Genomic DNA, 23,997 nt, shown 5'->3' with positions numbered 1-23,997 from the left:
GTAGCGAGCGTTAGAGGATTCAATGAATAAAGAACCTGTCAGCCGAGAACTGTTTGATGAAGTAATGGTGCCCAACTACGCACCCGGCAAAATCATCCCCGTGAAGGGCGAAGGCTCCCGCATCTGGGATCAGGACGGTCGTGAGTTTGTTGATCTCGCTGGAGGCATTGCGGTGACCTCCCTCGGTCACGCTCATCCGGGGTTGGTGGGAGAGCTTGAAGAGCAGGCCCACAAGATCTGGCACCTGTCCAATGTGATGACCAACGAACCCGCGTTGCGCCTGGCCAAGGCCTTGTGTGACCTGACGTTTGCTGAGCGGGTCTTTTTTGCCAACTCGGGTGGCGAAGCCAACGAGGCTGCTTTCAAACTCGCCCGTCGCTATTCCTGGGAACACTTTGGTCCTGAGAAGCACGAAATCATCTCGTTCAAGAACGCGTTCCACGGCCGTACCCTGTTCACCGTAAGCGTGGGCGGGCAGGCCAAGTACCTGGAAGGCTTCGAGCCGGCACCGGCAGGCATCCACCACGCGGACTTCAATGATCTGGAGTCAGTGAAGAAACTGATCTCAAAAGAAAAGACCTGTGCTGTTGTGGTTGAGCCCATCCAGGGTGAAGGCGGCGTGCTGCCGGCAACGCCGGAATTCCTTCAGGGTCTGAGGGATCTTTGCGACGAAAACGACGCCCTGCTGGTCTTTGACGAAGTGCAGACTGGCGTTGGCCGCACCGGCCACCTGTTTGCGTACCAGATGTACGGTGTGACCCCGGATATCCTCTCCAGCGCCAAGTCTCTGGGCGGCGGCTTCCCGGTGGCGGCCATGCTGACCACTGCCAAGATCGCGGCCAGCCTCGGTATCGGCACCCATGGCAGCACGTACGGCGGTAACCCGCTGGCCTGTGCAGTGGCCCACAAAGTCATCGATACGGTCAGCCAGCCAGACATCCTGAAAGGTGTGGTGGCGCGCTCCCAGCGTTTGCGCAAAGGGCTGGAGAGTATTGGCGAACGTTATGGCGTGTTCAGTGAGGTTCGTGGTGCCGGGTTGTTGTTGGGAGCGGTATTGACCGAACAATGGCAGGGCAAGGCAAAGGACTTCCTCAATGCCGGCTTGGACGAAGGCGTGATGGTGTTGGTTGCCGGAGCCAATGTGGTTCGCCTGGCACCGTCGCTGATCATTCCTGAGACTGACATCGACGAAGCCCTGGAACGTTTCGAAAGGGCCGTCAAGACCCTTTGCGCCTGATCGTGAGGCAACAGGAGGCAGGCTGATGTGGCTTGTTCGACCTGCACAACCGGAGGATGTCGATGGCATCCTCCAGCTGGCTGCTGATCACTGCAGCCAGCTCTCTTCAACGATACCCAAAAGCCGGGAAGGCCTGGCTGCGCGCATTGAGCTGTCCTGCCAGTCGTTTGCCGGCGAGCGGGGACCAGACCGTTACCAACGTTTCCTCTTCGTACTGGTGGATAGCAAGGACAACCAGGTCCAGGGGGTGGCGGGTATCGATGGGCGTGCCGGTAATGGCCAGCCGTTCTACAACTACCGGATGGATGCCCTGATCCATTCCTCACATGAACTTGGCGTTTCCCGCCGGGTCGATGTGCTGTATCCATCCCACGCGCTGACCGACCGGACCCTTCTGGGAGCCTTTGTGATTGCTCCCGGCCTGTGTGACAGCGACGCCTTTGAATTGCTGTCGAGGGCGCGCATGCTGTTTATGGCCTGTCACCGGAACTGGTTTTCGGACCGCATGGTGGTGGAGATCCAGGGGATTCAGACCGACGCGGGTGAGGTGCCGTTCTGGGATAGCCTGGGGCGCCACTTCTTCGACATGGACTTCGATACCGCCGACCGTTATTCCGGGATGCTCAGCAAGACCTTTATTGCCGAGCTGATGCCGCCCAACCCGATCTACGTCACCCTGTTGTCGGAGTCTGCCCAACAGGCACTGGGGCAGGCGCATCCGGCGACCCGGCGCACTGTCGCCTTGCTTCAGCAGGAAGGGTTCCATGGCGGCAACTACGTGGACATCTTTGACGGTGGCCCGGTGCTGGAGGCACGGACCAATAACCTCAAGACGATGGTGACCTGCCAGCGCAAACAGCTGCGCTCGACGGACGCTGAAGATGGCGAGCTTTGCCTGCTGGCCCGGGGCGAGGGGCTCGACTTCCGCTGCACCCTTTCCGGTGTCTCCGAGGCGCTGGATGAGGTGATCCGTGCGCCCTTGACGGTTCTCCATAACCTGGAGTGCGAGTCCGGGTGTGACGTGATGGTCGCGCCGTTATGAATGGCCTTAATGATCGTAAGGGAGGCGTCCCATGCTGTTGATCCGCCCGTTGCAGGAACAGGATCTCGACGACCTGATGGTGATGGCGGAAGCGGCCGGAAAGGGGCTGACGACACTGCCCGCCAATCGGGATCTGTTGAGCCAGAAAATCACCCAGGCCCAGGACTCGTTTAATCAGCGTTGTAAGCCCGAGGCCGGGTTGTTCCTGTTTGCCCTGGAGGATACCGACCTCAAACGGTGTGTGGGGATCAGTGGCATTCAGGCCCGGGTGGGCCTGGACGAAGTGTTCTACAACTACCGGGTCAGCACCACGGTGAACGCGTCGCGGGAACTCGGGGTGCATGTGCGCACGCCGACGCTGCACCTCACCAATGACATGACCGACACCACGGAAATCTGCTCCCTGTTGCTGTCGGACAGCCATCGTAAAGGCGGTAATGGACTGTTGCTGTCCCGCTGCCGGTTCATGTTCCTGGATGACTTCCGCCGTCACTTCTCGGAAAAAGTGTTTGCCGAAATGCGGGGGGTGTCGGACAGCCAGGGGCACAGCCCGCTATGGGATGCTCTCGGGAGTCGGTTCTTTGATATGGAGTTTGGCCAGGCCGACTACCTGACCGGAATCGGGCAAAAGGCGTTTATTGCTGAACTCATGCCCAAGTACCCCATTTACCTGCCGCTGCTGCCACCGTCGGCCCGGGAGGTGATCGGTCAGGTGCATGAAAACACCGCGCCAGCGCTGCGGATGCTCCAGGCCGAGGGATTCAACTTCAATGGCCTGGTGGATATCTTCGATGGTGGTCCGGTGGTTGAGGCGTTCATCCACAACATCCGTACCGTTCGTGAAAGCGTCAACCGACACGTGCTGCTCAGGCACAAGCCGGTGGATATGGATGTGCCAGCCAGCGAGCGGGTGATGGTTTCCAACCGATCATTCCGGGACTTCAGGGTCACCACGGTTCCTGCCAGCTGCATCAGTCCTGACACCATCAGTCTGCCCCCGGAAGTGGCCGAGGCCCTTGAGGTCGATTCCGGCGAACTGGTGCGCCTGGCTCCGCTCAAGGATGCCGGTCCTGCACCCATCCACGGTGGTGCGACGGCACCCTGACATGAATCAGAACATTCTGGGAGGTTAACGTGAGTATCAAGGCACTGACGGGACAGCTGTTTATCGATGGGTTCTGGACCGATGGGCACGACGCGCCGCTGGAGTCGATTCAACCGGTAACCGGCGATGTGGTCTGGGACGGTAACGGCGCGGGCATTGACGATGTCGATGCGGCCGTGCGTGCAGCGCGAGGGGCCTTCCCAGCATGGCGACGATTGCCGCTGGACGAGCGCCGGACCATCATCGGCAGATTTGGTCAGTTACTGGACGAACACAAGGAAGAGCTGGCCTATCAGATTGGCCTGGAAACCGGTAAGCCTCTGTGGGAGTCACGTACCGAAGTGGCCGCCATGATCGGCAAGATCGCCATCTCCAACCGGGCCTACGATGACCGCACCGGCGTCAGCGAGGACGATGTGGCCGCCGGTCATGCCGTTCTGCGTCATCGCCCCCATGGTGTGGTTGCGGTCTTCGGTCCCTATAACTTCCCTGGCCACTTGCCCAACGGCCATATTGTACCGGCGCTGCTGGCGGGTAACACGGTGGTGTTCAAGCCCAGCGAGCTGACCCCTGCGGTGGCGGAAATGACGGTGCGACTTTGGCAGAAGGCCGGGCTGCCGGATGGCGTGCTCAACCTGGTTCAGGGCGCCGCGCCGACCGGTATGGCGCTGGCCAGCCATCCTGGCATCGACGGCCTGTTCTTTACCGGCAGCTCCACCGTTGGTCATTTACTGCACCAGCAGTTTGGTGGCCAGCCTGAAAAAATCCTCGCGCTGGAAATGGGGGGAAACAATCCCCTGATTGTCCAGGAGGTGTCTGACCTCGATGGCGCCGTGCACCATGCCTTGCAATCCGCCTTCCTGTCAGCCGGGCAGCGCTGTACCTGTTCCCGGCGTTTGCTGGTGCCCAACGGTGATGAGGGCGACCGCTTCCTGGCTCGTCTGGTGGATGTGGTTGGGCGGATTACGCCGGGGCATTTCGACGCCGACCCACAACCGTTCATGGGCTCGGTGGTGTCACTGGTGGCGGCCGATAAGCTGCTGGAGGCTCAACAAAGTTTGCTGGCCAAGGGGGCCGGGTTGCTGCTCGAAATGCGCCGGGCACAGGAAGGTACGGCCCTGCTTACTCCGGGCATCCTGGACGTGACCGGCGTGGAAACGGTGGACGAGGAGTTCTTCGGACCGCTGCTGACGGTGTATCGCTACGATGACTTTGATCAGGCCCTGACGATTGCCAACAGCACCCGCTATGGGCTGTCGGCAGGCATCCTCACCGATAACCGGGCACTGTACGATCGCCTGCTGGAGGAGGTCCGGGCCGGTATTGTGAACTGGAATCGTCCACTCACTGGCGCTAGCAGCGCGGCGCCGTTCGGAGGCATTGGTGCCAGCGGCAACCACCGCCCCAGCGCCTATTACGCCGCAGATTATTGCGCCTGGCCGATGGCCTCCCTGGAAGCCGACAAGAGCGAGATGCCGGACGCCTTGGCGCCGGGGCTGAACTTCAACTAAGCAACGCAGGTGTGTTATGCCCAAGCACGCAATAGAAGCAAATTTCGATGGCCTGGTCGGTCCCACCCACAACTATGCCGGGCTGTCCTGGGGCAATGTCGCGTCCAAGAGCAACGTCAACGAAGTGTCCAACCCGAAGGAAGCTGCGTTACAGGGGTTGGCAAAGATGAAGCGGCTGGCGGATCGTGGGTTTGTCCAGGGCGTGCTGCCACCTCATGAACGTCCACATATCCCGACGTTGAAGGGGCTCGGGTACACCGGTACGGATGCGGAAATCCTGGCCCGGGTCGCTAGGGACAACCCGGTGATCCTGTCGGCGGTGGCGTCGGCCTCCTGCATGTGGACTGCCAACGCGGCGACGGTTTCGCCCAGTGCGGATACCCATGACCACCGGGTACATTTCACGCCCGCCAACCTCAGTGCCAAGTTCCACCGTTCCATCGAGCATGTGGTGACCGGGCGGGCGTTGAAATCCATTTTTTCCGATGAGGCTTACTTTGCCCATCATCCGGCCCTGCCATCGGTGGGGCAGTTTGGTGATGAAGGGGCTGCCAATCACACCCGGCTATGTGCCAGCTATGGCGCGCCGGGGGTGGAGCTGTTCGTTTATGGCGGCGTTGCTTTCGATGACCATGCACCCGGCCCGACCCGGTTCCCGGCCCGGCAGACCCTGGAAGCGTCGCAGGCTATTGCCCGGCTGCACGGCCTCTCCGACGCCCACGCGGTCTTTGCACAGCAAAACCCTGCAGCCATTGATGCGGGCGTGTTCCACAACGACGTCATAGCCGTCGGCAATGGCAATGTGCTGTTCTACCACGAGCAGGCATTCCTTGATGAAGCCCAGGTCATGGCCGAGGTCGGGCAGCGCCTGAGTGGCGCTGAGTTGGTGCCCGTGCGGGTGCCTGAAGCCGAGGTGCCGCTGCAGGATGCTGTGGCCTCCTACCTGTTCAACAGTCAGCTGCTCAACGGCCCGGAGGGTATGTTGCTGGCGGTACCGGGGGAGTGTCGGGAAATTCCCTCCGTCAGCGATTACCTCGATCGCCTGGTGGCGGCTGGAGGGCCGATCAAAGCGGTGGAGGTCTTCGACGTCAAACAATCCATGCGCAACGGTGGCGGCCCTGCCTGCCTGCGGTTACGGGTGGTGCTGACCGAGGATGAGCTAAAGGCGATGCACCACGGTGTGCTGATGAACGATGCGCTTTATGAACGGCTGACCACCTGGGTGCATGCGCATTACCGTGACCGGCTTAGCCAGGAGGATCTGGCTGATCCCATGCTGCTGAACGAATGCCGCCATGCCCTGGACGAGCTGACCGGAATTCTGGGGCTGGGGATGATTTACGACTTCCAGCACTGATCAGGGGGTGGATTTTCCGGCGATCGATGACATCAGCATGGCGAGGGTGTGTTCAATCAGGGCTTCGCTCGGGAAGCGGGCAAACGCGCCGTCGATTTCCCTGCCGCAACCCATGATGACTCCGTGGAGGGCGCCTCTCAGGTAGAGGGCGGTTTCCATGGGGTCGCGGATGCGCTCGCTGTTCAGGCTGCCGTCCGCCAGTCCTCGCTTGATGGTTTCAATCATCAGTTCCATGATGGCTGATTCGGAACAGCGCATCCGGGCGGCCTGCTCTTCATCCGGCGTAACGGGGGCCGCATTGGCCTGGGTCAGCGCCGAAAAATATTCCGGCTCCTCGCGGTAAAACTCATAGTAGGCCTGGCCGATGGCCGCGGCTTGGGCAAGGCCAGTGTCTGCGCCGGCCGCCGCTTTTTCCATTCGCTCCCGCAGGTTGGCGGCTGCCCGGAGCGTAATGCCATGCTGAATGGCCGCTTTGTCCTTGAAGTAGACGTAAAGCAAAGCCCTGCTCAGGCTGGCACGCCGGGCAATGTCATCCATCGACGTTCGTTCATAGCCCTTTTCCGAAAAAACCCCTTCCGCGGCATCCAGAATGGCTTCGTAACGGGCCTGCTTTTCCCGTTCCCGTCGAGTTTTTAGTTGATCTGTCATTCAGCGGTCCGTAGTTGCATCCAGAGCGTGTCGATCCTCAGCCAAGCATACCAAGTGACCTGCTTGCCTTGCCCCAGTATCGTCCATTTATTTTTCTTTGACAAACTGTCAAAGAGTGACAAGATGTCGGAAAATGGCGTCAGGGATGGTGGCATCGTGCAGGCAGGGATCTGGAGGAGGCGGAAATGATTACATCTATTCATCGTTGGGTATGGCTGGTGCTCATGCCCCTGGTTGTGCTGGCCGGCTGTAAGGCTTCCGGGCCGGGAGAGGTTGAGGGGCAAGCACTGGAACCAGCCGTGGTGGTGCGAACCAGTGCCGTGACCGCAGGCGGAGATATTGCGCCAGTACTGCGGTTTTCGGGGATTGTTCAGGCCACCCAGCGGGCTACCTTGACGTTTCAGGTCAGCGGTACCCTGAAGGAGCAGCGTGTTGAACTGGGCCAGCAGGTCGCCCGGGGTGAAGTCCTGGCCCGAGTGTACAACCCGGCCCTGGAGCCGGCGCGGGACTCGGCCGCTGCGCGCCTGCAGGAACTCGATACCCAGTTGGTTCAGGCCAATCGGGAGTGGGAGCGTTCACGTCAGCTGTATGAACGTGGGGTGGTTTCCGAGCAGGCCCTGGAGCAGCTGGCATCCCGCCGGGACAGTCTTCAGGCCAGCCTGGGCACGGCGCGGGCCGCCCTGGCAGAAGCGTCCCGGCTGCTGGATGAAAGCCGATTGCTGGCGCCGTTCGATGGCAGGGTAGAGGCTCTGTTGGTGGAAAAAGACGAATTTGTTGGTGCCGGGCAGCCGGTGGTCCGGCTGTCCTCTCCCCAAGGGCGTGAGGTGGAGGTGCGGGTGCCGGCGTACATGCTGGGTTTCGTCTCCGTGGGTCAGTCCCTGCCTATCTGGTCGGTGCACAACCGGGCCGAGGCTCCGGTCACCGGTACGGTGATGGAGGTTGCCCAGGCCAGTGCGGTGAGGGGGGAATTGCATCAGGTACTGGTGCAGTTGCCGGACGACACCCTGGCGGCGGGGCAGCCGGTGGAAGTGGGGCTCGCACCGCCGATGGATTCGGTCACGATGGTGCCGTTGCTGTCGGTGATTCGTGGCGTCTCTGGCGAGAGCGTCTACCGGGTACGGGATCAGCACGCTGAACGGGTGTCGGTCTCTGTTCGCCGCATCGTTGGTGACAATGTGGTGGTGGAATCGCCGGCGCTGGCGGCGGGCGACCAAGTGGTCTATGCCGGGTTAACCCGATTGGTGGACGGCGATCGGGTGGAGATCCTGCCATGATTGGCCGCTTGCTGGGTTGCCAGCGCCTGCTGGGCATGGTGGTGACCATGCTCTGCCTGCTTGGCATTGCTGCCTACAGCACCATGCCCCGGCAGGAAGACCCCAACTTCCCGGCACGGGCGGGCCTGCTGACCGTTTCCTATCCGGGGGCTACGGCGGATACTGTCGAGCGGCTGATTGTTCAGCCGTTGTCCGACGAGCTGCTGCAAGTGGAAGAACTTGAGCAGTCCAAGGCCACGGCCCGAACAGGCGTGGCCATTCTCCGTCTGCGCCTGAACCAGACCATTTATGACACCGATGCGGCCTGGGACCGGGTGCGCCAGGCCATGGAACGGGCCCGCCAGGACTTTCCCGCCGACGTTGGCCTGATGACCCTCGATGACCGGCTCACAGCGACACCAACCGTCATCTTGGCGGTGGCGGGTTCACCGTCCATGGTGGAGCTGAGCAAGGTTGCCGAGCGTCTCAAGAACACCCTGTCGGACCTGCCAGGCTTGTCCCGCATTGAGCTTGATGGCGAAGCCGACGAACAGATCACCCTGGCACTGGATGACGCGGCGATGTATCGCCTGGGTATTTCGCCGGCACGGGTGCTGGAGACGTTGGCGCAGCGTAACCAGACCATTCCCGGTGGTTTTGTGGTGAGTAACGGCCGCCGCCTGTCGGTGCTGCCCAACAGCGAATTTGCCGATGTCGATGCGATCCGGGCCACTCCGATCCAGCTGCCGGACGGCTCCCAGGTGCCATTGGCTGCAGCTGCCGAAGTCTGGCGTGGGCCGGTAGAGCCGCGACAGCCGGAAAGCTGGTTTGACGGCGAACGGGTGGTGTTGTTATCGCTCTATATGGAAACCGACAGCGCAGACGCCATTCGCTTTGGTAAGGATGTGCGAGCGAGGCTGGCAACGATCCGCGACGAGTTCTCGCCGTACACCATCCGCGAGATGTTTTTCCAGCCGGACAAGGTGGAAGCACGGCTGGACGGCCTGGCCTGGAGCCTGGTCTTGTCTGTTCTGATTATTGTGGTGGTGGTGTTTACCGGCATGGGGTTGCGGATGGGGATTCTGGTGGCGTCCATCCTGCCCATGGTGGCGATGATCAGTGTTGGGCTTTATGACTTTGGCGGCGGTGTGTTGCATCAGATTGCGGTCATCGGCATGGTGATTTCCCTGGGCATCCTGATCGACAACGCCATTGTGATTGTCGAGAACATCCAGTCCAACCTGGACCAGGGCATGCGACGGGTTGAAGCCCTGACCGCCTCCATCAAGGAACTTGCAGGCCCCTTGGGGGCATCCACCGGAACCACCCTGGCGGCGTTCGCCCCCCTGCTGCTGTCGAAAGGCAACACGGCAGACTTTACCCGTGGGGTGCCGGTGATGATCATGCTGACGTTGTCGGTCAGCTACCTGCTTGCCATCTCGGTTGTGCCGCTGCTGGCGGCCCGCTTCCTGAAACCCCGGTCTCAGGTCCGGGCCGATGCTTTAGCTGGCCTGTCGTCATTCCTGGGGCGTTTGGTGGCCCGTAGACCGGGTGCCCTGATACTGATCGGGGGTGGGTTGGTGGTGGCCAGCCTGATGATGACCCCCTTCATGAAACAGCAGTTCTTCCCCAATGCCGATCGCCCCCGGGTGGTGGTGGAGATGTTTATGCCGGAGGGTACCGACCAGCAGCGCACCAGCGAAGTGGCTGCCCAGCTGGAACAGGCCATTCGCTCCCAGCCCCAGACTCTGGAGGTGCACCGGTTTGTCGGTTTCACCGGACCGAGTTTCTATTACAACCTGCTGCAGGCGCCGCAATCGCCGAACCGGGCGCGACTGGTGGTGCGTACCCCGACTCTGGCCGATACCGCACCGCTGACGGATTGGGTGCGTAGCTATGTTGCCGAGCGCCTGCCGGAACTGGATGTGACGGTGGGTATTTTGGGGCAGGGGCCGCCACGGTCGGCGCCCGTGGAAGTGCGGGTCTATAACGCCAATGACGTGCTTCGTGAACAGGCGGTCAGTCAGGTTTACGACGCCTTGCGGCGTATTGAAGGAACGGTGGACGTTCGCCACGACCTCGACCTGGGCGTACCGAGCATCGGGATCGTGGTTGATGACGCCAGCGCGGCCCGATATGGCATCAACCGGTCGGATGTGGCCCAGAGCCTGTATGGCCAAAGCTTTGGTGTGGTGGCTGAGCAGTACCGCCAGGAAGAGGACCCCATCCCCCTGGTGCTGCGCTCCCGCGAGGGAACTCAGTTGTCCCTGTCCCGGCTGTTGTCGGTGAATATCTACAATGCCGAGGGTAAGGCCGTACCCCTGTCAGCCATTGCCACGGTGGAGACATCGTGGGAATCGGCAGCGCGCTACCTGCGCAACGGTGTCCGGGTGGGCACCGTGAGTGCCAATCTGCTGCCTGGCTACAGCTTCAGCCAGGCGTTGCAGGGCCTGGATGCCGCCATGGAGAAAGAGCCGTTGCCGGCAGGTACCCGGCTGGAATTTGGCGGGGATGCTGAAGGGTCCGGCAAGGCCAATACCGCCATCCTCACCACCGCGCCGATCGGCATCATGCTGTTGCTGTTTTTCCTGATCCTCCAGTTCAACTCCTACCGGCGGGTCATGATTATCCTGCTGACGGTACCCCTGGCCGCCGTGGGGATCATTCCGGGCCTGGTACTATCCGGGTCACCCTTCGGCTTTCAGTCGTTGCTGGGGGTGATCGCTCTGGTCGGTGTGGTGGTGAACAATGCCATTGTCCTGCTGGATGTGGTGGACCGCCAGTTAGGGCTGGGCGATGACATTCGTGACGCGGTTCGCCGGGCTGTTGAAGAGCGTACCCGGCCCATCCTGCTGACGACCGCGACCACCGTCGCCGGGCTGTTGCCGCTGGCCTATTCCAGCTCAACCCTGTGGCCGCCCATGGCCTGGGCCATCATCTCAGGTCTGCTAGCGTCCACCGTGCTGACTCTACTGGTGGTACCCGCAGTGTGCCGCTACGTGATTCGGGGACCGGTGGCGGAGATGGAAAACTCACCGGCCTGAGGGCAGGCCGGTAGCGTTCTCATTCGTCGGCGAGTGGGCGGATCATCAGACCCACCCGCTGGCCAATGGGAACATCCCGGTTGGGAAAAACCACCGATTCGGGAAGGTCGCCAACCTTGTACTGGTTGCGGTCATCATGCCAGATCAAGGTACCGGGTTCGTAGCTGGTAAAGTTGGCGACATCATCCGGTACATGGAAGTGGAACTGATCCCCGGTATTGATGATCTCGTGAACCACCTCGAATTTGACGATTTGCCCCCCGTTGTTATCCGGCGGTGTGTCACCGCGCATCAGCCGTCGTAACGCCTGTTCTACGGCTGCAAAGCGGCTCAGGTCGTTCTGGCCGAAGGGGCGTACTTTGCCCAGCTCAATGGTAAAACTCTCCGCCCCCAGGTCCACCGATGTGAACGATGAAAAGGTGGTGCCTGTCTTGTGCTGCAGCAGCAGTGTCTCAACCCCGGCTTCCAGCAGGAAGGCGCATTGCTCCGGTGGAACCCGTCGCTCTGGAACGAACGGGTAGAGGGCAAACTTTTCCCGGATGGACGGGCGGATGGCGGTATGCAAATCGTAATGGACCAGCTGGGTGCTGGTGTTGCGAAATTGCAGGCAAGCCTGTTCCAGCTCCCGCGCCCGCCGGCCTTCAGGGGTGTCGTGGTAGGGACGTTTTTCATGGGCGCCAGCAAACAGCCGGTTCATGTTGAACTCGATAAAACGCTCACCTTGTGCCATCGCCGGCGGGTTGCCGAGAATCAGCAAGGTTGGCGTGGCCAGAGACCACAGGCCATCCAGCAGTTCGGTGACGAGCTGATTCAGTACCTCAATGGGTGCGGTTTCGTTGCCGTGAATGCCGGCGGAGACGATCAGCCGAGGGTCCTCACCCGAGGCCTTGGCGGGAACCAGCCTCAGGATGCCGGTGTCCAGCAGGGTCACCGCGCATCCATCGGCCAAAATAAGAGTGAGTTCGGGCGAGGAAGCGTTGGCCTGGTCCAGGGTGTGGGCCAGCCAGTCCTTGTCCGCTCCGAACAATCGCTGACGTGGCGTCATGGCCTTTGCCCTCCGGTCAGTGGCTCAGGGGTCGCTGATGTCTCAGCAAATGACGTTCGAGCCGTCGGAACACGTATACCAGTATAAACGTCAGGATCATGTAGAGCACGGCCACACCGATGAAAGCATCGAACGGGGCGTAAAAGCGCGAGTAGATATTCCGTGCCGCCCCGGTCAGGTCGACAATGGTCACCACACTGGCAATGGCGCTGGCGTGGAGCATGAAAATGACTTCGTTCGAGTAGGCCTGTACGGCTCGCCGAGCAGCACTGGGAAGCACAATGCGACGCATGCGCAGGGCCCAGCTCATGCCATAGGCCTTGGCGGCTTCGATTTCGCCATTGGGGGTGGCAACAATGGCACCACGGATGATCTCGGTGGTATAGGCCGCCGTGTTAAGGGTGAAGGCCAGCAGCGCGGGATAGAAGGGTTCACGAAAAATGGTCCACCAGAACGTGTCCTGGATGCCTTCAATCTGGGCGATGCCGTAGTAGATGATATACAGCTGGATCAGCAGCGGGGTGCCGCGAAACAGGTAGGTGTAAAGCCAGACCGGGCCAGAGATAAACCAGGATTTGGCCGTCCGCATGATGGCCAGCGGAATGGCTATCGCCATGCCCAGAAGCAGTGACAGAAACACCAGTTGGACGGTGGTTACCAGACCGTCCCAGTAATGGAGCATGGTGGCGGCGGTGAAGATGTCGTTCTGGTTCAGCCAGTCGGCGAGAAAGTCAGGCATGGATCAGTCTCCGTGTACAACGCCGACGTTGGCTCGCTTGTCGAGCCACTTGATAAACAGTTCAGACCCGGCAGTCAGTGCCAGGTATACAAACGCCACCGGAATAAAGAACATGAACGGCGAGCGTTCGGCCTTGGCGGCTTCTTCCGCCACCCTCACCATGTCGGTCAGGCCGATAATGGAGGCCAGGGCTGTGGTCTTCAGCAGCACCTGCCAGTTGTTGCCGATGCCGGGCAGGGCATGGCGCAGCATTTGCGGAATCATTACGCGGCGGAAGGTGTGCCAACGGGTGAACCCGTAGGCCTTGGCCGCCTCAATCTGCCCGATATCCACCGCCAGGAATGCGCCTCGGAAGGTTTCGGTCATGTAGGCGCCAAAGATCAGACCTACCGTCAGGACACCGGAAATGAAGGGGTCGAACTGGAAGAAAATGTCGAGGTCGTATTCGTAGTACAGGTAGTCGGACAGGGTGTTCACCAGAACCTGACCGCCATAGTAAAACAACAGCATCATCACCAGATCGGGAACGCCCCGTATCAGAGTGGTATAGGCCGTGGCAGCGCCAACCAGGAAACGGTTGCCGGACAGTTTGGAGGAGGCGCCCACCAGCCCGAGGAGCACCGCGAGCAGGAGTGAGAACAGGGCGAGTTCGATGGTGACAATCGCGCCTTCCAGCAGGGACGGGCCATAGCCTTTCAAGTCGAGCATGCAAACTTCCAGTTATCAGGGGGTGCCGGGCCCGCACCGGCGCGGGAAACGCCGGTGCGGGCTGGTTCGACAACGATCCCTGTGGGATTACATTTTGATGTCGTAGCTGAAGTACTTGTTCATGATGGCATCGTAGGTGCCGTCGTTCTTCAGCTTGTTCAGGGCGGCGTTGATCTTGCCAGCCAGATCCCGGTCACGGGGACGCATGGCGACACCCACGCCTTCACCCAGCTTGACCGGCTCGCCCACTTCCTTGAAGCCTTCACGGCTCAGGACGGTCTGCTCACCCACCGGGTAGTCGACGAAGACCACGTCCAGACGCTGACCTTCCAGGTCGAGAACCATGTCTTCAGCGGTGGTGTAGCGCTTGATGGTCACGACGTCGCTCATTTCGTTAGTGACGAAGGTGTCCATGGTGGTGCCGCGCTGAACGCCAACAATCTTGCCCTGCATGGCGTCCATATCGGTGACGTCAACGTTGAAGTCTTCACGACCGAACCAGCCACCCGGGGTGTTGTAGTACGGTTCGGAGAACAGCACGTGCTCGGCCCGCTCCGGGGTGATGGACATGGACGACATGATGGCGTCGAACTTGCGAGCCAGCAGGCCAGGAATCATGCCATCCCAGGCCTGGATGACGAATTCGCAGTCGGCTCTCAGTTCAGCACAGACGGCTTCCGCCAGTTCAACTTCGAAACCGGTCAGCTCGCCTTCCGGGGTTTTGTATTCAAACGGCTCGTAGGGAACATCAAACGCGATGCGGATTTCGTTCCATTCACGGGCCTGGACGTTGCCAGCCATCATGGCAATGGCACAGCTTGCTGCAACAATCAGCTTTTTCATGCTTCAGTATCTCCTGTCGGTTGCCTGTTAGGCTTTATTATCGGCAATGGTGGCCGTTTTTATTGGTGTCCGGCTGGTCTGCAGGGGCCCCAGGGGCAGCGACAAACCGGCAGAACCTGAACTCAAGATAGCATCGTCTGCGGTGGCCGTCGTGCCTGCCACCTGGCAGCACTACCCTGTGATCAGAACTTTGGCGCCAGGAACTGCTTCATCCGCTCGGATTCCGGGTGGTCGAAGACTTTGTCCGGCGTTCCCTGCTCCTCAATCACGCCCTGGTGCAGGAACAGCACCTGCGTCGAGACATCCCGGGCGAACGCCATTTCGTGGGTGACCACGATCATGGTGCGGCCTTCCTCGGCCAGGCCCTGCATGACCTTGAGCACTTCCCCAACCAGCTCCGGATCCAGCGCTGAGGTGGGCTCGTCGAACAGCATCACCTCCGGCTCCATCGCCAGGGCACGGGCAATGGCCGCCCGTTGTTGCTGGCCGCCTGACATTTGCGCGGGGTAGTAATCTTTGCGTTCGTAGATGCCGACTTTCTGGAGGTAGGCTTCAGCCCGTTCAATGGCTTCTTTCTTCGGCACACCGAGGACATGAATGGGCGCCTCGATGATGTTCTCCAGAACGGTCATGTGTGACCACAGGTTGAAGCCCTGAAAGACCATCGAAAGCTTGGCACGGATGTGTTCGACCTGGCGGTCGTCGGCGGGAATTCGCTCGCCTTTGCGGTTGTTGGTGAACCGGATGGGGTCACCGTGGACAATGATGTCGCCGGAGGTTGGGGTTTCCAGCAGGTTGATGCAGCGCAGAAAGGTACTTTTGCCCGAACCTGAGCTGCCGATCAGTGAGACCACATCACCCTTTCTGGTTTCCAGCGAAATGCCCTTCAGGACTTCCAGCTGGTTGAACGTCTTGTGGATGTCCTTACAGATCAACGGCGCTTGTTCCGCCATGAATGACTCCTGAAACTGTCGCTAGGCTGCTGTTTACTTGTACTTATTCGAACCGCCAATAAATTGTTTTGCCGGCAAGTATCAAGAATAGATGTAAATCGCACAGTACACGAATTTAGTCATCCGATGAACTTGGCGCTCGCGGAGGAGCCTGAGCCCGTGGTAGGGGCTGAGTTGGCAGGAGTCCTTTGCCCAGATTCGGTAAAACTGCCCTTTTTACGGACAGTTTCGCGGGAAATCAATACCAGACATGGAATTGTCATGTTGAGTGCCTAGCATGGCCGGCGTCACCGGAATGTCGACAATTGTTAAATTCCGGCTCGCTATGACCTTCGTCACAGTCCTGCTGGGACGGTGCTCCGATCTCGTTGTCTCGCCGCTAACACTGCTGGTATATAAAGGGCTATCAGAACATTTACTGAGGAAGTGCCGATGACCGCGTCGCAATCTGTTCTTGCGGAACGAGGTCTGCTTAGGGTGGTTGCCCGGAAGCAAAGTACCGCTAATGCCCCCTTGAACGATGGGGCTGTTGCCTACGATGTTGAAATAAACGGGCACGAAGTGCTCAAGACCTTCGTTTCCTTCGGTGAAGCAATCCAGTTCATGGATATGGTCTCCCCTACCGAAGGCTCCTGACAGACACGGGGTATAACAGGTTGCCCGCATCCCTGCGGGCGGTTCCTGTTAATGCGCGGTTGCGTTTGCCGCTGCTATGGCGGCGGGTGAGCGTGCCAGGTAAGCCAGGGCCTGTTCGGTATTGCCCTCGTTGACCGGGTGGAAGTCGGGTGCAATCCAGCGCAGGGTGGCCTCAACCAGGAAGGTGAAGGTGGGGACATTCTCGGTTTTCTTGCCGATCCGTTGCAGCTGTGCGAACACCGCAGGCAGCATTCTGCGCCCCTGGCGCCGGACCTTCGGATCCGGATCCTGACGCATGAGGGTTCGGCCGCCTTCGGCAATGAAATACATGATCAATGGAAACACCATGGCCATCAGCGCCTGCCGGCTGACGTAGAAACCCAGCTGGGTCTGGCACAGGTGCTCGAACAGATCGAAGGCCACGGTACGATGCTCGACTTCCTCGGCCAGGTGCCACTTGAACAGGTCCACCATGGTCGGGTCTCCCGTAGCTTCCCAGGAGGTGTTGTCCATCGCCCACTGGCCGAGCACGCCGGTAAAGTGCTCAATGGCCGCGACCACGCCAACCCGAAAGACCAGCCAGTGCTTTTCAAAGGCTTTGCGCTCCAGCGCGCGGAGGCCCAGCGGTTGTTCCCCGAGCAGAGTCTTGAACAGCCATTCCACCCGTTCCAGGTAATCATCAAGCTCCAGGCCGTGCTGTTTCAGGTAAATCTGGGCATTGCTGTGGGCGCGGGAGTGCACCGCTTCCTGACGGATGAAGCCTTCAACATCGGCACGCAACTCGTCGTCGGTGATCAGGGGCAGGGCTTTGTTGTAAACCCGGCAGAACCACAGTTCGCCCTCGGGCAGCAGCATGTGGATACCATTGATGACGTGGGTAGAGAAGGGGTCGTCCTTCAGCCAATACAATGGTGTCTGTTCAAAGTCGAACTGCACACGTCGGGCTTTCAGTTCATGTCGTTGAGTCTGGGTCATGTCAGGATCCTCCGCGTTCAGGGGGTGATGTCGAGGCGGGCCACCAGGCGGGAAACACCGGGGGCGAAGCGACTGAAGAAACGGGTGGCTATGGCTTCCGGACCAACCAGGCTGATGGCGGGGTTGGTCAGCACGGCCTGGCAGATGCGCTCGGCAACGCTTTCCGGTGTGAAGGTGCTGTGACGCTGATACAGGCTGTCGGCTTTGGCCCGCTTTTCGGTCTGCTCTTCCTCGCTGAGGCCCGCATACACCGTGTTCTGGGCAATCCCTGTGGCCACAAAGCCGGGGCAGACCGAGGTGACGCCAATGTCATGTTCTGACAGCTCCGCGCGCAGGCACTCGGTGAGCATATGGACGGCCGCCTTGGTGGTGGCGTAGGCCGCCAGTTTGCGGTTCGGCGCGAAGGCTGCTGCCGAGGCCACATTAATGATGTGACCAGCGCAGTGGGCGTCCACCATCTGCTGCCCAAACAGCCGGCTACCATGGATGACACCCCAGAGGTTGACCTTGAGGATACGGTCCCAGTCCTTGGTTGACGTGTCCAGCACGCCACCGGCCATACCGATGCCGGCGTTATTGACCACAATGTCGGCACAGCCGAGCTCTTTCTCCACCCATTTCGCCAGTGTCTGCATGGCTGCTGCGGAGCCAACATCTACCTTCCGGCTCCAGGCAACCGCGCCGAGCGCCTGCACCTGATTTGCGGTTTCCCTGGCGGCGTCTTCATTGATATCCACACAGACCACATCGGCTCCGACCTCAGCCAGGCGCAAGGCCGTGGCACGACCAATGCCGGAGCCGGCCCCGGTGATGATCGCGGCCTTGCCGGCTAGGGGGAGGCCCAGACGTTCCGGGCGTACCCGGGCATGTTCCAGGGCCGGGGGCATCTTGCCGCTTTCTACGCCCGCAACAAATTCGCCAATCCATTGGGCGATCCGGTCCGGGTGGCTGAGTGGAACCCAGTGATTGGCGTTGATGTCACGGCGATACAAGGCCGGTACCCACTCGTGCAATTCGTCGAACAGGTGGGTGCCCACGTAGTTGTCGCGGGTGGGTACGACCAGCTGCACAGGGCAGTCGGCTGGGCGGGCTTCCGGGTTTAAGAGCTTGCTGCGGAAGTTGGCCCGGTAGAGTTGGACGCCGTTACGCCCGTCTTTTTCCTGGGTCGGGTTCTGTTCCGGTTCAGACACCTGCTCCCGGTGGCGGAGATAGTGCGGCCAGAGTTTGTCCAGCCCACCTTGCCAGGCGGCCGGGGCCAACACTGGAAGGTGGAAGAACCCGATGTACCAGGAACTGACCAGCTGTTTGATGACCTTGGCTTTGGCGGCCGGTGACAGGTTCAGGGTCTTGTTGCGCATCCAGTAGCCCATGTGATCCAGGCAAGGTCCGGATATGGTGGTGTAGGACAGAATGCGTTGCTTAAGCGGGCCTGCAGTGACCGACTCCCAACTCTGGATCGAACCCCAGTCGTGCCCGGCCAGGTGAAACGGCTGGTCCGGAATCACCGCATCCACAACCGCCCGGAGGTCGTCTGACAACAGCGCCATACGGTAATCAGCCTGCTTCTTGGGAACGCTGGAGGCGCCGGCACCACGGACATCGTAGGTGATCACAAAGTACTTGCCCGCCAGGCGCTCGGCCACAGGTTTCCAGACAGTGTGGTTATCCGGGTACCCGTGTACGAGCACGATGGGTACTTTGCGGGCATCGCCATAGGTGACCACATTCAGTGTGACGCCGCCGTTATTGACCTGAGTTGAGTTCTGCATGGATCGCTCCGTTGTTGGCGTGCCCGGCTCAGTGTTGTTCTTGGCCCCGGTGCTGCTGTGGGCCCCGTGCGGTTTTGATTGAGCAAGCCGGGCTCTGGTTATCAGGTAACCAAAACAACGAGGTTAACAGGGCAGGTGGGCGCACCAGTTTGCGTAAGGGGTCGGTGTGTCGGCTTTTGGGGCCACGGGGTGGTTAAAGGGTAATTAAAGGGTGATTAAATGCGTTCGGATCAGGGCTGGTGGGCGTCGGCGGGACTCTGCGGGTTGACCCAGATAATGCCTTGTTCAAGCTCTTCCAGCGTGTGCATGGATTCACTGACGTATCGGACATGGGTCATGGCGGCACGCTGGGCGGCCTTGGCCTGCCCGGCCATGATGGTCTTGTAGATTCGCTGGTGCTGCTTGTTGATCACGTCGCGAAAGTGCTCCCGGGGGTTCAGGTTGGCCACTGAGGCCTGGACCGTCATCAGCATCAGATTCTTCAGGCTGCTCAGCACATGCACCAACACCGGATTGTGGGAGGCTTCGACAATGGCCTGGTGAAAGGCGTGGTCCAGGCGGGCATTGGTCAGCGGGTCGGCGCTGGTCATGTTTTCGTAGGCCTTGGCGATGAAGTAACGGTCACGTTGCGTGGCTCGCTGCGCCGCCAGGAAGGCGGCCTGACCTTCAAGCTGCTCGCGCACTTCCAGCAAGTCATAGAGGGTTCTGGGGTGGCCGGCAAAGAGATCCAGCAGAGGGCTGTCCTCCTGGGGTTCCGGCACCATCGACGCAACGAAGGACCCCTTGCCGTGGTGAGTCTCGACGATGCCCCGGCCCTGCAGTTCATGCAGGGCTTCCCGGACAATCGCCCGGGACACGCCAAAGCGGCTGGCTAGCAGTCTTTCCGAGGGGATTTTCTCATTCGGTGCCAGGCTGCCGTCGAGGATCTGCCGCTCCAGACGGTAGGCAATTTCATGGGCGGTGGATTTGGGTCTAATTGCCATTGTCTGATGCTGGTCGGACCAGCCCTCCGGTCATTCCCGATACGTGCTCCCTGGAATCGGGGCTCGCGCTAGCACTATAGGTGGCTGCGCCAGCGGCCGTCCAGAGAGGAGGCTTCAAAAACTGGTCTGACCAGATGGGCTGTGTCTGGACTTGCCCCGGAACGCCTACGATCATCATTAACGATAGTGGCAAGCTGCCGCCATCAACTCTTTGTCGTACCAATCAAGCATTGGGCGTTAATCCTCGGCTCCAACAACAAAAACAGATCTGGAGATGGGAACATGAATACAGCATTAGCGAATAGCGTTAAGCAACGATTCAACGCACGACGATTGATGAACGTCATCTTGGCCGGAGCGCTGGCCTTTGGGGCCGCTCAGGCCCAGGCGGCGACCACCTGGAAAATCCAGTCGGTCTGGGACGCCGGTACGGTCGGCTATGACCTGTTTGAAGACTGGTGCAACAGCATTGAGGAAAAATCCGGCGGGGAGCTGATTTTCCGCTGCTTTCCCGCCAAGGCGGTGGCTGCAGATAACAACGCGCTGTTTGAGGCGGTTCGTAATGGCGTCTTGCAGGGCATGAACCCGTTTACCTTGTACTGGTCCGGCAAGATCCCGGCATCTGTGTTCCTGTCGTCCTATCCGGCCGGGCCCGACCAGCCGCACCAGTGGGACACCATGTTCTATTCCCTGGGCATGCTGGAAAAAACCCGGGAGATCTACCAGAAGTACGGTCTGTTCTATGTTGGTCCCATTCAGCATGACGCCAACATCATTCACTCCAAGGAACCGGTGAACAGCCTGGATGACCTGCGCGGAATGAAGATCCGGGTCCCCGGCGGCATGGTGGCCGAGGTGTTCCAGCAATTTGGGGTGTCAACAGTGAGCCTGCCGGGCTCCGACATCTTTCCTGCGCTGGAGAAGGGCACCATTGATGCTGCCGACTACGTGGGGCCTGCGGTGAACTATGAACTCGGGTTCGCCCAGGTGACCGACAACATCCTGTTTGGACCACCGGGGGTGATGTCGATTTACCAGCCGGTAGACCTGATGGACCTGACTGTGAACCTGCGGGCCTGGAACAGTCTGAGCCCAGAGTTGCAGGCATTGGTAGAGCGGGAAGTCCGCAACTATTCCCAGCTGCATTACCTCGCCATTCAGCGCCGGAATGTTGAGGCCATGGAATTGTTTGCCGAAGCCGGCAGCACGGTGTCGCGGTTGTCCCAGGAGGATATGGAGCGCTTCCGGGAAGCGGCCATTCCTATCTGGTTCAAGTGGGCCAACAAGGATGAGGACGCCCGGGCCATTTTCGATATCCAGCTGAAGTACATGATGAACCCACTGGTGGGTTACGTCGATGAAGAAGACATTGAGGGCCTGTAAGGCCTGTTGAACGAACAACAATAACAAGGCGGGGAGGCGAGACCTCCCCGCGACTGAGGTTTTGTCCCATGTCTGATCTGGAAGGCTTTGGTTTTGTCTTACCGCACTGGTTCTATTGGGGGTGGCTGGCGGTTATGCCACTGATACTGATGGCGTTGGACCGCTGGACCGGTAAAGGCAGGGATGCAGAACAAGAGATCGGACACCCGGTCATGGGCGAGCTGCAGGCGGAGGATGATCCGCTGATTGCGTTGCAGTTTGAAGGCAACTGGTTTACCCGGGCGATTGACTGGATCAGCGACAAATCCGGTTTGTTCGTCGCGTTCTGGACCGTCAATGCGGTCTGTTTCTATTTTTTCGAAGTAGTGATGCGTTACCTGTTCAACATGCCCACCATCTGGGTGCATGAAGCCAGTTTCCTGCTGTTGGGGATGCAATACCTGCTGGCCGGGGCCTTTGCCCTGTTGCACGGTGCCCATGTACGGGTCGATGTGTTGTACAACCTCCTGCCGGTAAGGGGGCGTGTGGGCATGGATATTTTTACCTCCATGTTCTTCTTTATCTTTGCGTTGGCGTTGTTGATCACCTCCTGGACCTTTTTCGTGAACTCCTACTCGATGCACGAAACCACGGTTGAAACCTGGGGCATCCAGTATTGGCCGGTCAAAGGCATGATGGTGCTGGGCTCAGTGCTGATCTTACTGGCGGGACTGTCGAAACTCATCAAGGACATTGTTCTGTTTGTCCGCCTGGGACAGGAGCCGACAGTATGACTTCCAATACGGCAAATACCCGGGATGCCGGGTCGCTGACTGGCAAGCTGGGCACCTGGTTGATGATCCTGGCGACGGTGACCCTTGGCCTCATCGTGCTGGTTGAAACCATCAACATTCTGTTCTACGACCCGTTTTCGGATGAGTATTTCCTGTTTCGTCTATCCGGCAGCCTGGCGAATGTAGAGATCGGGCCGCTGACTTACTTGATGTTCGGTTCCCTGCTGGTGGCCCTGATGATGGGGTTGCCGCTGGCGTTTGTGACCGGCGGTCTTGGTGTGGTGTTCATCTACCTGGTCGGCGACAGCCTGATGCTCAACATCATTCCCAGCCGGATTTTCCCGATGATGACCAACTCGGACCTGGCTGCGATTCCACTGTTTATCTTCATGGCGTCGATGCTGGAGCGGGCCGGGCTGATCGAAGAAATGTTCAACGTGGTCTACAAGTGGATGGGCGGGCTCAGCGGTGGCCTGGCTACTGCCACCATTCTGGCGTCAACCATTCTTGCTGCCATGGTGGGGGTGATTGGCGCGGCCGTGGTGACCATGGGGATCATCGCCTTGCCGGCGATGCTCAAACGGGGCTATGACCACCAGATCGCCCTCGGCTCGATCATGGCGGGGGGCACCCTCGGTATCCTGATTCCGCCGTCCATCCTCGCGATTCTCTACGCCGTCGTCGCACAACAGTCGGTGGGGGAGCTGTACCTGGGTGCGGTAGTGCCCGGCCTGATGCTGTCGGTGATGTACATCGCTTACGTGCTCATTCGCACCTGGATGAAACCGTCGCTGGGGCCCGCCGTGCCAAAGGATGAACGTATTGGGCTGGCCGATAAGCTACGGCTGCTCAAGGACCTCATTGCTCCGATCTTCCTGGTTGGACTGGTTTTAGGGCTGTTGTTTGGTGGCATCGCGACACCGGTGGAAGCGGCGGGTATCGGCTCGTTTGGCGCCATTCTGGTGGCCTGGAAGCATAAGGCGTTTTCCGTCGCCACCCTGAAAGAAGCGTCGGTGACAACCGCCAAGGCGTCGGCCATGGTGCTCTGGATCATGTTCGGCGCGTCGGTATTCGTTGGCTTCTACATCCTGCAGGGGGGGCAGACCTTTATTACCGATTCCATTCTGGGAACCGGCCTGTCGCCCTATGGAATCCTGTTCCTGCTGATGGTGTTGCTGGTGATTCTGGGGATGTTCCTGGATTGGGTTGGCATTCTGCTGCTGGCGGTGCCGATCTTTATCCCCATTGTCGAGGCGCTGACGTTTGATGGGCTGTTTGGCTTGCCGGCGGTGCCTGGTAAGGATGTCGTGCTGTGGTTCGGGGTGCTGTACCTCGTCAACATGCAGATGTCCTTCCTGAGTCCGCCGTTCGGCTATGCGCTGTTTTACATACGAGGGGTGTGCCCACCGGAGATCTCCATGGCGACGATTTTCCGGTCAGCACTGGCTTTCCTGGCCCTGCAGGCCCTTGGATTACTGCTGTGCATCCTGTTCCCGGCGCTGGTGACCTGGTTGCCGAACCTGGTGTATGGCTAATTAACGGGAGGAATGATTGATGTTAACTCTGAATCGGCTGGACCGGGCGGATGCCCAGCTCCTGGTTTCTGGTGCTTCTGCCCGGGCGGCCGAAATCGGTGTGCCCATGTGCATTGCGGTCACCGATGAATCGGGCAACCTGCTGGCGTTTGAGCGCATGGATGGCGGCAAAGTCACCAGCATTACCGTCGCACAGGACAAGGCGTTTACCGCCGCGGCGGCGCGCAAGGCGACCCACGAATACAACCAGGCCTGTGTGCCGGGCAATTTGGTGTTCGGTATCCACACGGCCTTGGGTGGCCGCCTGTCCGTGGTGGGCGGTGGTCTGCCGGTATTGGTCGATGGTGAAGTGGTTGGTGGTATCGGTCTCAGTTCGGGTACTCCGCAACAGGACATGGACTGTGCCCAGGCCGGTATTGACCACTTTCTGTCCCAACGCAAGTAAGAGCCCTTTCGAA

General features: G+C 59.9%; 21 protein-coding genes. 12 read left to right on the top strand and 9 right to left on the bottom strand.

Features of this window, described 5'->3' with window-relative positions; all coding sequences use genetic code 11:
- Nucleotides 1-22: 22 nt before the first annotated feature.
- The 5 genes from BMZ67_RS00200 to astB are packed head-to-tail and all read left to right on the top strand — an operon-like array spanning nucleotide 23 to nucleotide 6,252.
- The gene (locus BMZ67_RS00200; RefSeq protein ID WP_092019920.1) at nucleotides 23-1,237 is read left to right on the top strand and encodes an aspartate aminotransferase family protein; all 1,215 of its coding nucleotides are present in this window, start codon (nucleotides 23-25) and stop codon (nucleotides 1,235-1,237) included.
- A gap of 25 nt (nucleotides 1,238-1,262) precedes the next feature.
- Nucleotides 1,263-2,279 carry an arginine N-succinyltransferase gene (locus BMZ67_RS00195; RefSeq protein WP_092019919.1) on the top strand — a complete coding sequence of 339 codons (1,017 nt, stop codon included), beginning with the start codon at nucleotides 1,263-1,265 and terminating at the stop codon, nucleotides 2,277-2,279.
- A gap of 31 nt (nucleotides 2,280-2,310) precedes the next feature.
- Nucleotides 2,311-3,384 (top strand): arginine N-succinyltransferase, encoded by a 1,074-nt coding sequence (gene astA / locus BMZ67_RS00190; RefSeq protein WP_092019918.1) that lies wholly within the window; start codon nucleotides 2,311-2,313, stop codon nucleotides 3,382-3,384.
- Nucleotides 3,385-3,419: 35 nt separating this feature from the next.
- Complete coding sequence (gene astD / locus BMZ67_RS00185; protein ID WP_092020859.1) at nucleotides 3,420-4,895, top strand: succinylglutamate-semialdehyde dehydrogenase; 1,476 nt, start codon at nucleotides 3,420-3,422, stop codon at nucleotides 4,893-4,895.
- A 16-nt stretch (nucleotides 4,896-4,911) separates the two neighbouring features.
- Entirely contained in the window at nucleotides 4,912-6,252 is a 1,341-nt protein-coding gene (gene astB / locus BMZ67_RS00180) for an N-succinylarginine dihydrolase (RefSeq protein ID WP_092019917.1), read from the top strand.
- Here astB and BMZ67_RS00175 read toward each other — a convergent pair whose 3' ends face one another.
- On the bottom strand, nucleotides 6,253-6,900 hold the full coding sequence (locus BMZ67_RS00175; protein ID WP_092019916.1) for a TetR/AcrR family transcriptional regulator: 648 nt from the start codon (nucleotides 6,898-6,900) through the stop codon (nucleotides 6,253-6,255).
- Between the two features lie 185 nt (nucleotides 6,901-7,085).
- Between BMZ67_RS00175 and BMZ67_RS00170 the strand changes: the two genes are divergently transcribed.
- Both BMZ67_RS00170 and BMZ67_RS00165 read left to right on the top strand, forming a co-directional pair.
- Nucleotides 7,086-8,174: an efflux RND transporter periplasmic adaptor subunit gene (locus tag BMZ67_RS00170; RefSeq protein ID WP_092019915.1), complete on the top strand. Its 1,089-nt coding sequence runs from the start codon at nucleotides 7,086-7,088 to the stop codon at nucleotides 8,172-8,174.
- Nucleotides 8,171-11,197 (top strand): efflux RND transporter permease subunit, encoded by a 3,027-nt coding sequence (locus BMZ67_RS00165; protein ID WP_092019914.1) that lies wholly within the window; start codon nucleotides 8,171-8,173, stop codon nucleotides 11,195-11,197. The genes BMZ67_RS00170 and BMZ67_RS00165 overlap by 4 nt, the downstream gene beginning before the upstream one ends.
- A gap of 19 nt (nucleotides 11,198-11,216) precedes the next feature.
- Here BMZ67_RS00165 and astE read toward each other — a convergent pair whose 3' ends face one another.
- The 5 genes from astE to BMZ67_RS00140 form a co-directional block, all read right to left on the bottom strand.
- Complete coding sequence (gene astE / locus BMZ67_RS00160) at nucleotides 11,217-12,242, bottom strand: succinylglutamate desuccinylase (protein ID WP_092019913.1); 1,026 nt, start codon at nucleotides 12,240-12,242, stop codon at nucleotides 11,217-11,219.
- A 16-nt stretch (nucleotides 12,243-12,258) separates the two neighbouring features.
- The gene (locus BMZ67_RS00155) at nucleotides 12,259-12,981 is read right to left on the bottom strand and encodes an ABC transporter permease (protein ID WP_092019912.1); all 723 of its coding nucleotides are present in this window, start codon (nucleotides 12,979-12,981) and stop codon (nucleotides 12,259-12,261) included.
- A 3-nt stretch (nucleotides 12,982-12,984) separates the two neighbouring features.
- The gene (locus BMZ67_RS00150; RefSeq protein WP_092019911.1) at nucleotides 12,985-13,689 is read right to left on the bottom strand and encodes an ABC transporter permease; all 705 of its coding nucleotides are present in this window, start codon (nucleotides 13,687-13,689) and stop codon (nucleotides 12,985-12,987) included.
- Between the two features lie 87 nt (nucleotides 13,690-13,776).
- Nucleotides 13,777-14,532, bottom strand: coding sequence for a transporter substrate-binding domain-containing protein (locus BMZ67_RS00145; RefSeq protein ID WP_092019910.1), 756 nt, complete (start codon nucleotides 14,530-14,532; stop codon nucleotides 13,777-13,779).
- 182 nt (nucleotides 14,533-14,714) lie between these two features.
- A complete protein-coding gene (locus BMZ67_RS00140) occupies nucleotides 14,715-15,485 on the bottom strand; it encodes an ABC transporter ATP-binding protein (RefSeq protein ID WP_092019909.1) in 771 nt (256 codons plus the stop codon).
- A gap of 432 nt (nucleotides 15,486-15,917) precedes the next feature.
- On the opposite strand from BMZ67_RS00140, the gene BMZ67_RS00135 reads away from it, so the two are divergent.
- On the top strand, nucleotides 15,918-16,121 hold the full coding sequence (locus BMZ67_RS00135; RefSeq protein ID WP_092019908.1) for a hypothetical protein: 204 nt from the start codon (nucleotides 15,918-15,920) through the stop codon (nucleotides 16,119-16,121).
- 48 nt (nucleotides 16,122-16,169) lie between these two features.
- Here the strand turns inward: BMZ67_RS00135 and BMZ67_RS00130 are convergent, their stop codons facing one another.
- The 3 genes from BMZ67_RS00130 to BMZ67_RS00120 form a co-directional block, all read right to left on the bottom strand.
- On the bottom strand, nucleotides 16,170-17,096 hold the full coding sequence (locus BMZ67_RS00130) for a metal-dependent hydrolase (protein WP_092019907.1): 927 nt from the start codon (nucleotides 17,094-17,096) through the stop codon (nucleotides 16,170-16,172).
- A 17-nt stretch (nucleotides 17,097-17,113) separates the two neighbouring features.
- Complete coding sequence (locus BMZ67_RS00125; RefSeq protein ID WP_092019906.1) at nucleotides 17,114-18,865, bottom strand: SDR family oxidoreductase; 1,752 nt, start codon at nucleotides 18,863-18,865, stop codon at nucleotides 17,114-17,116.
- 230 nt (nucleotides 18,866-19,095) lie between these two features.
- Entirely contained in the window at nucleotides 19,096-19,848 is a 753-nt protein-coding gene (locus tag BMZ67_RS00120; RefSeq protein WP_092019905.1) for an FCD domain-containing protein, read from the bottom strand.
- Between the two features lie 336 nt (nucleotides 19,849-20,184).
- Here BMZ67_RS00120 and dctP point away from each other — a divergent pair, with 336 nt between their 5' ends.
- The 4 genes from dctP to BMZ67_RS00100 all read left to right on the top strand — a co-directional run bounded on the left by dctP (nucleotide 20,185) and on the right by BMZ67_RS00100 (nucleotide 23,984).
- The gene (gene dctP / locus BMZ67_RS00115) at nucleotides 20,185-21,231 is read left to right on the top strand and encodes a TRAP transporter substrate-binding protein DctP (RefSeq protein ID WP_175481836.1); all 1,047 of its coding nucleotides are present in this window, start codon (nucleotides 20,185-20,187) and stop codon (nucleotides 21,229-21,231) included.
- A 68-nt stretch (nucleotides 21,232-21,299) separates the two neighbouring features.
- A complete protein-coding gene (locus tag BMZ67_RS00110; protein WP_092019903.1) occupies nucleotides 21,300-22,004 on the top strand; it encodes a TRAP transporter small permease subunit in 705 nt (234 codons plus the stop codon).
- Nucleotides 22,001-23,539, top strand: coding sequence for a TRAP transporter large permease (locus tag BMZ67_RS00105; protein ID WP_092019902.1), 1,539 nt, complete (start codon nucleotides 22,001-22,003; stop codon nucleotides 23,537-23,539). Before BMZ67_RS00110 ends, BMZ67_RS00105 begins: the two co-directional genes overlap by 4 nt.
- A 19-nt stretch (nucleotides 23,540-23,558) precedes the next feature.
- Complete coding sequence (locus BMZ67_RS00100) at nucleotides 23,559-23,984, top strand: GlcG/HbpS family heme-binding protein (RefSeq protein ID WP_092019901.1); 426 nt, start codon at nucleotides 23,559-23,561, stop codon at nucleotides 23,982-23,984.
- Nucleotides 23,985-23,997 lie beyond the last annotated feature (13 nt).

The organism is Marinobacter zhejiangensis (assembly GCF_900114775.1).
Lineage (GTDB): Bacteria > Pseudomonadota > Gammaproteobacteria > Pseudomonadales > Oleiphilaceae > Marinobacter > Marinobacter zhejiangensis.
Note: the sequence above shows the minus strand (reverse complement) of the source record. Positions and strands in the feature narration are given on the sequence as shown.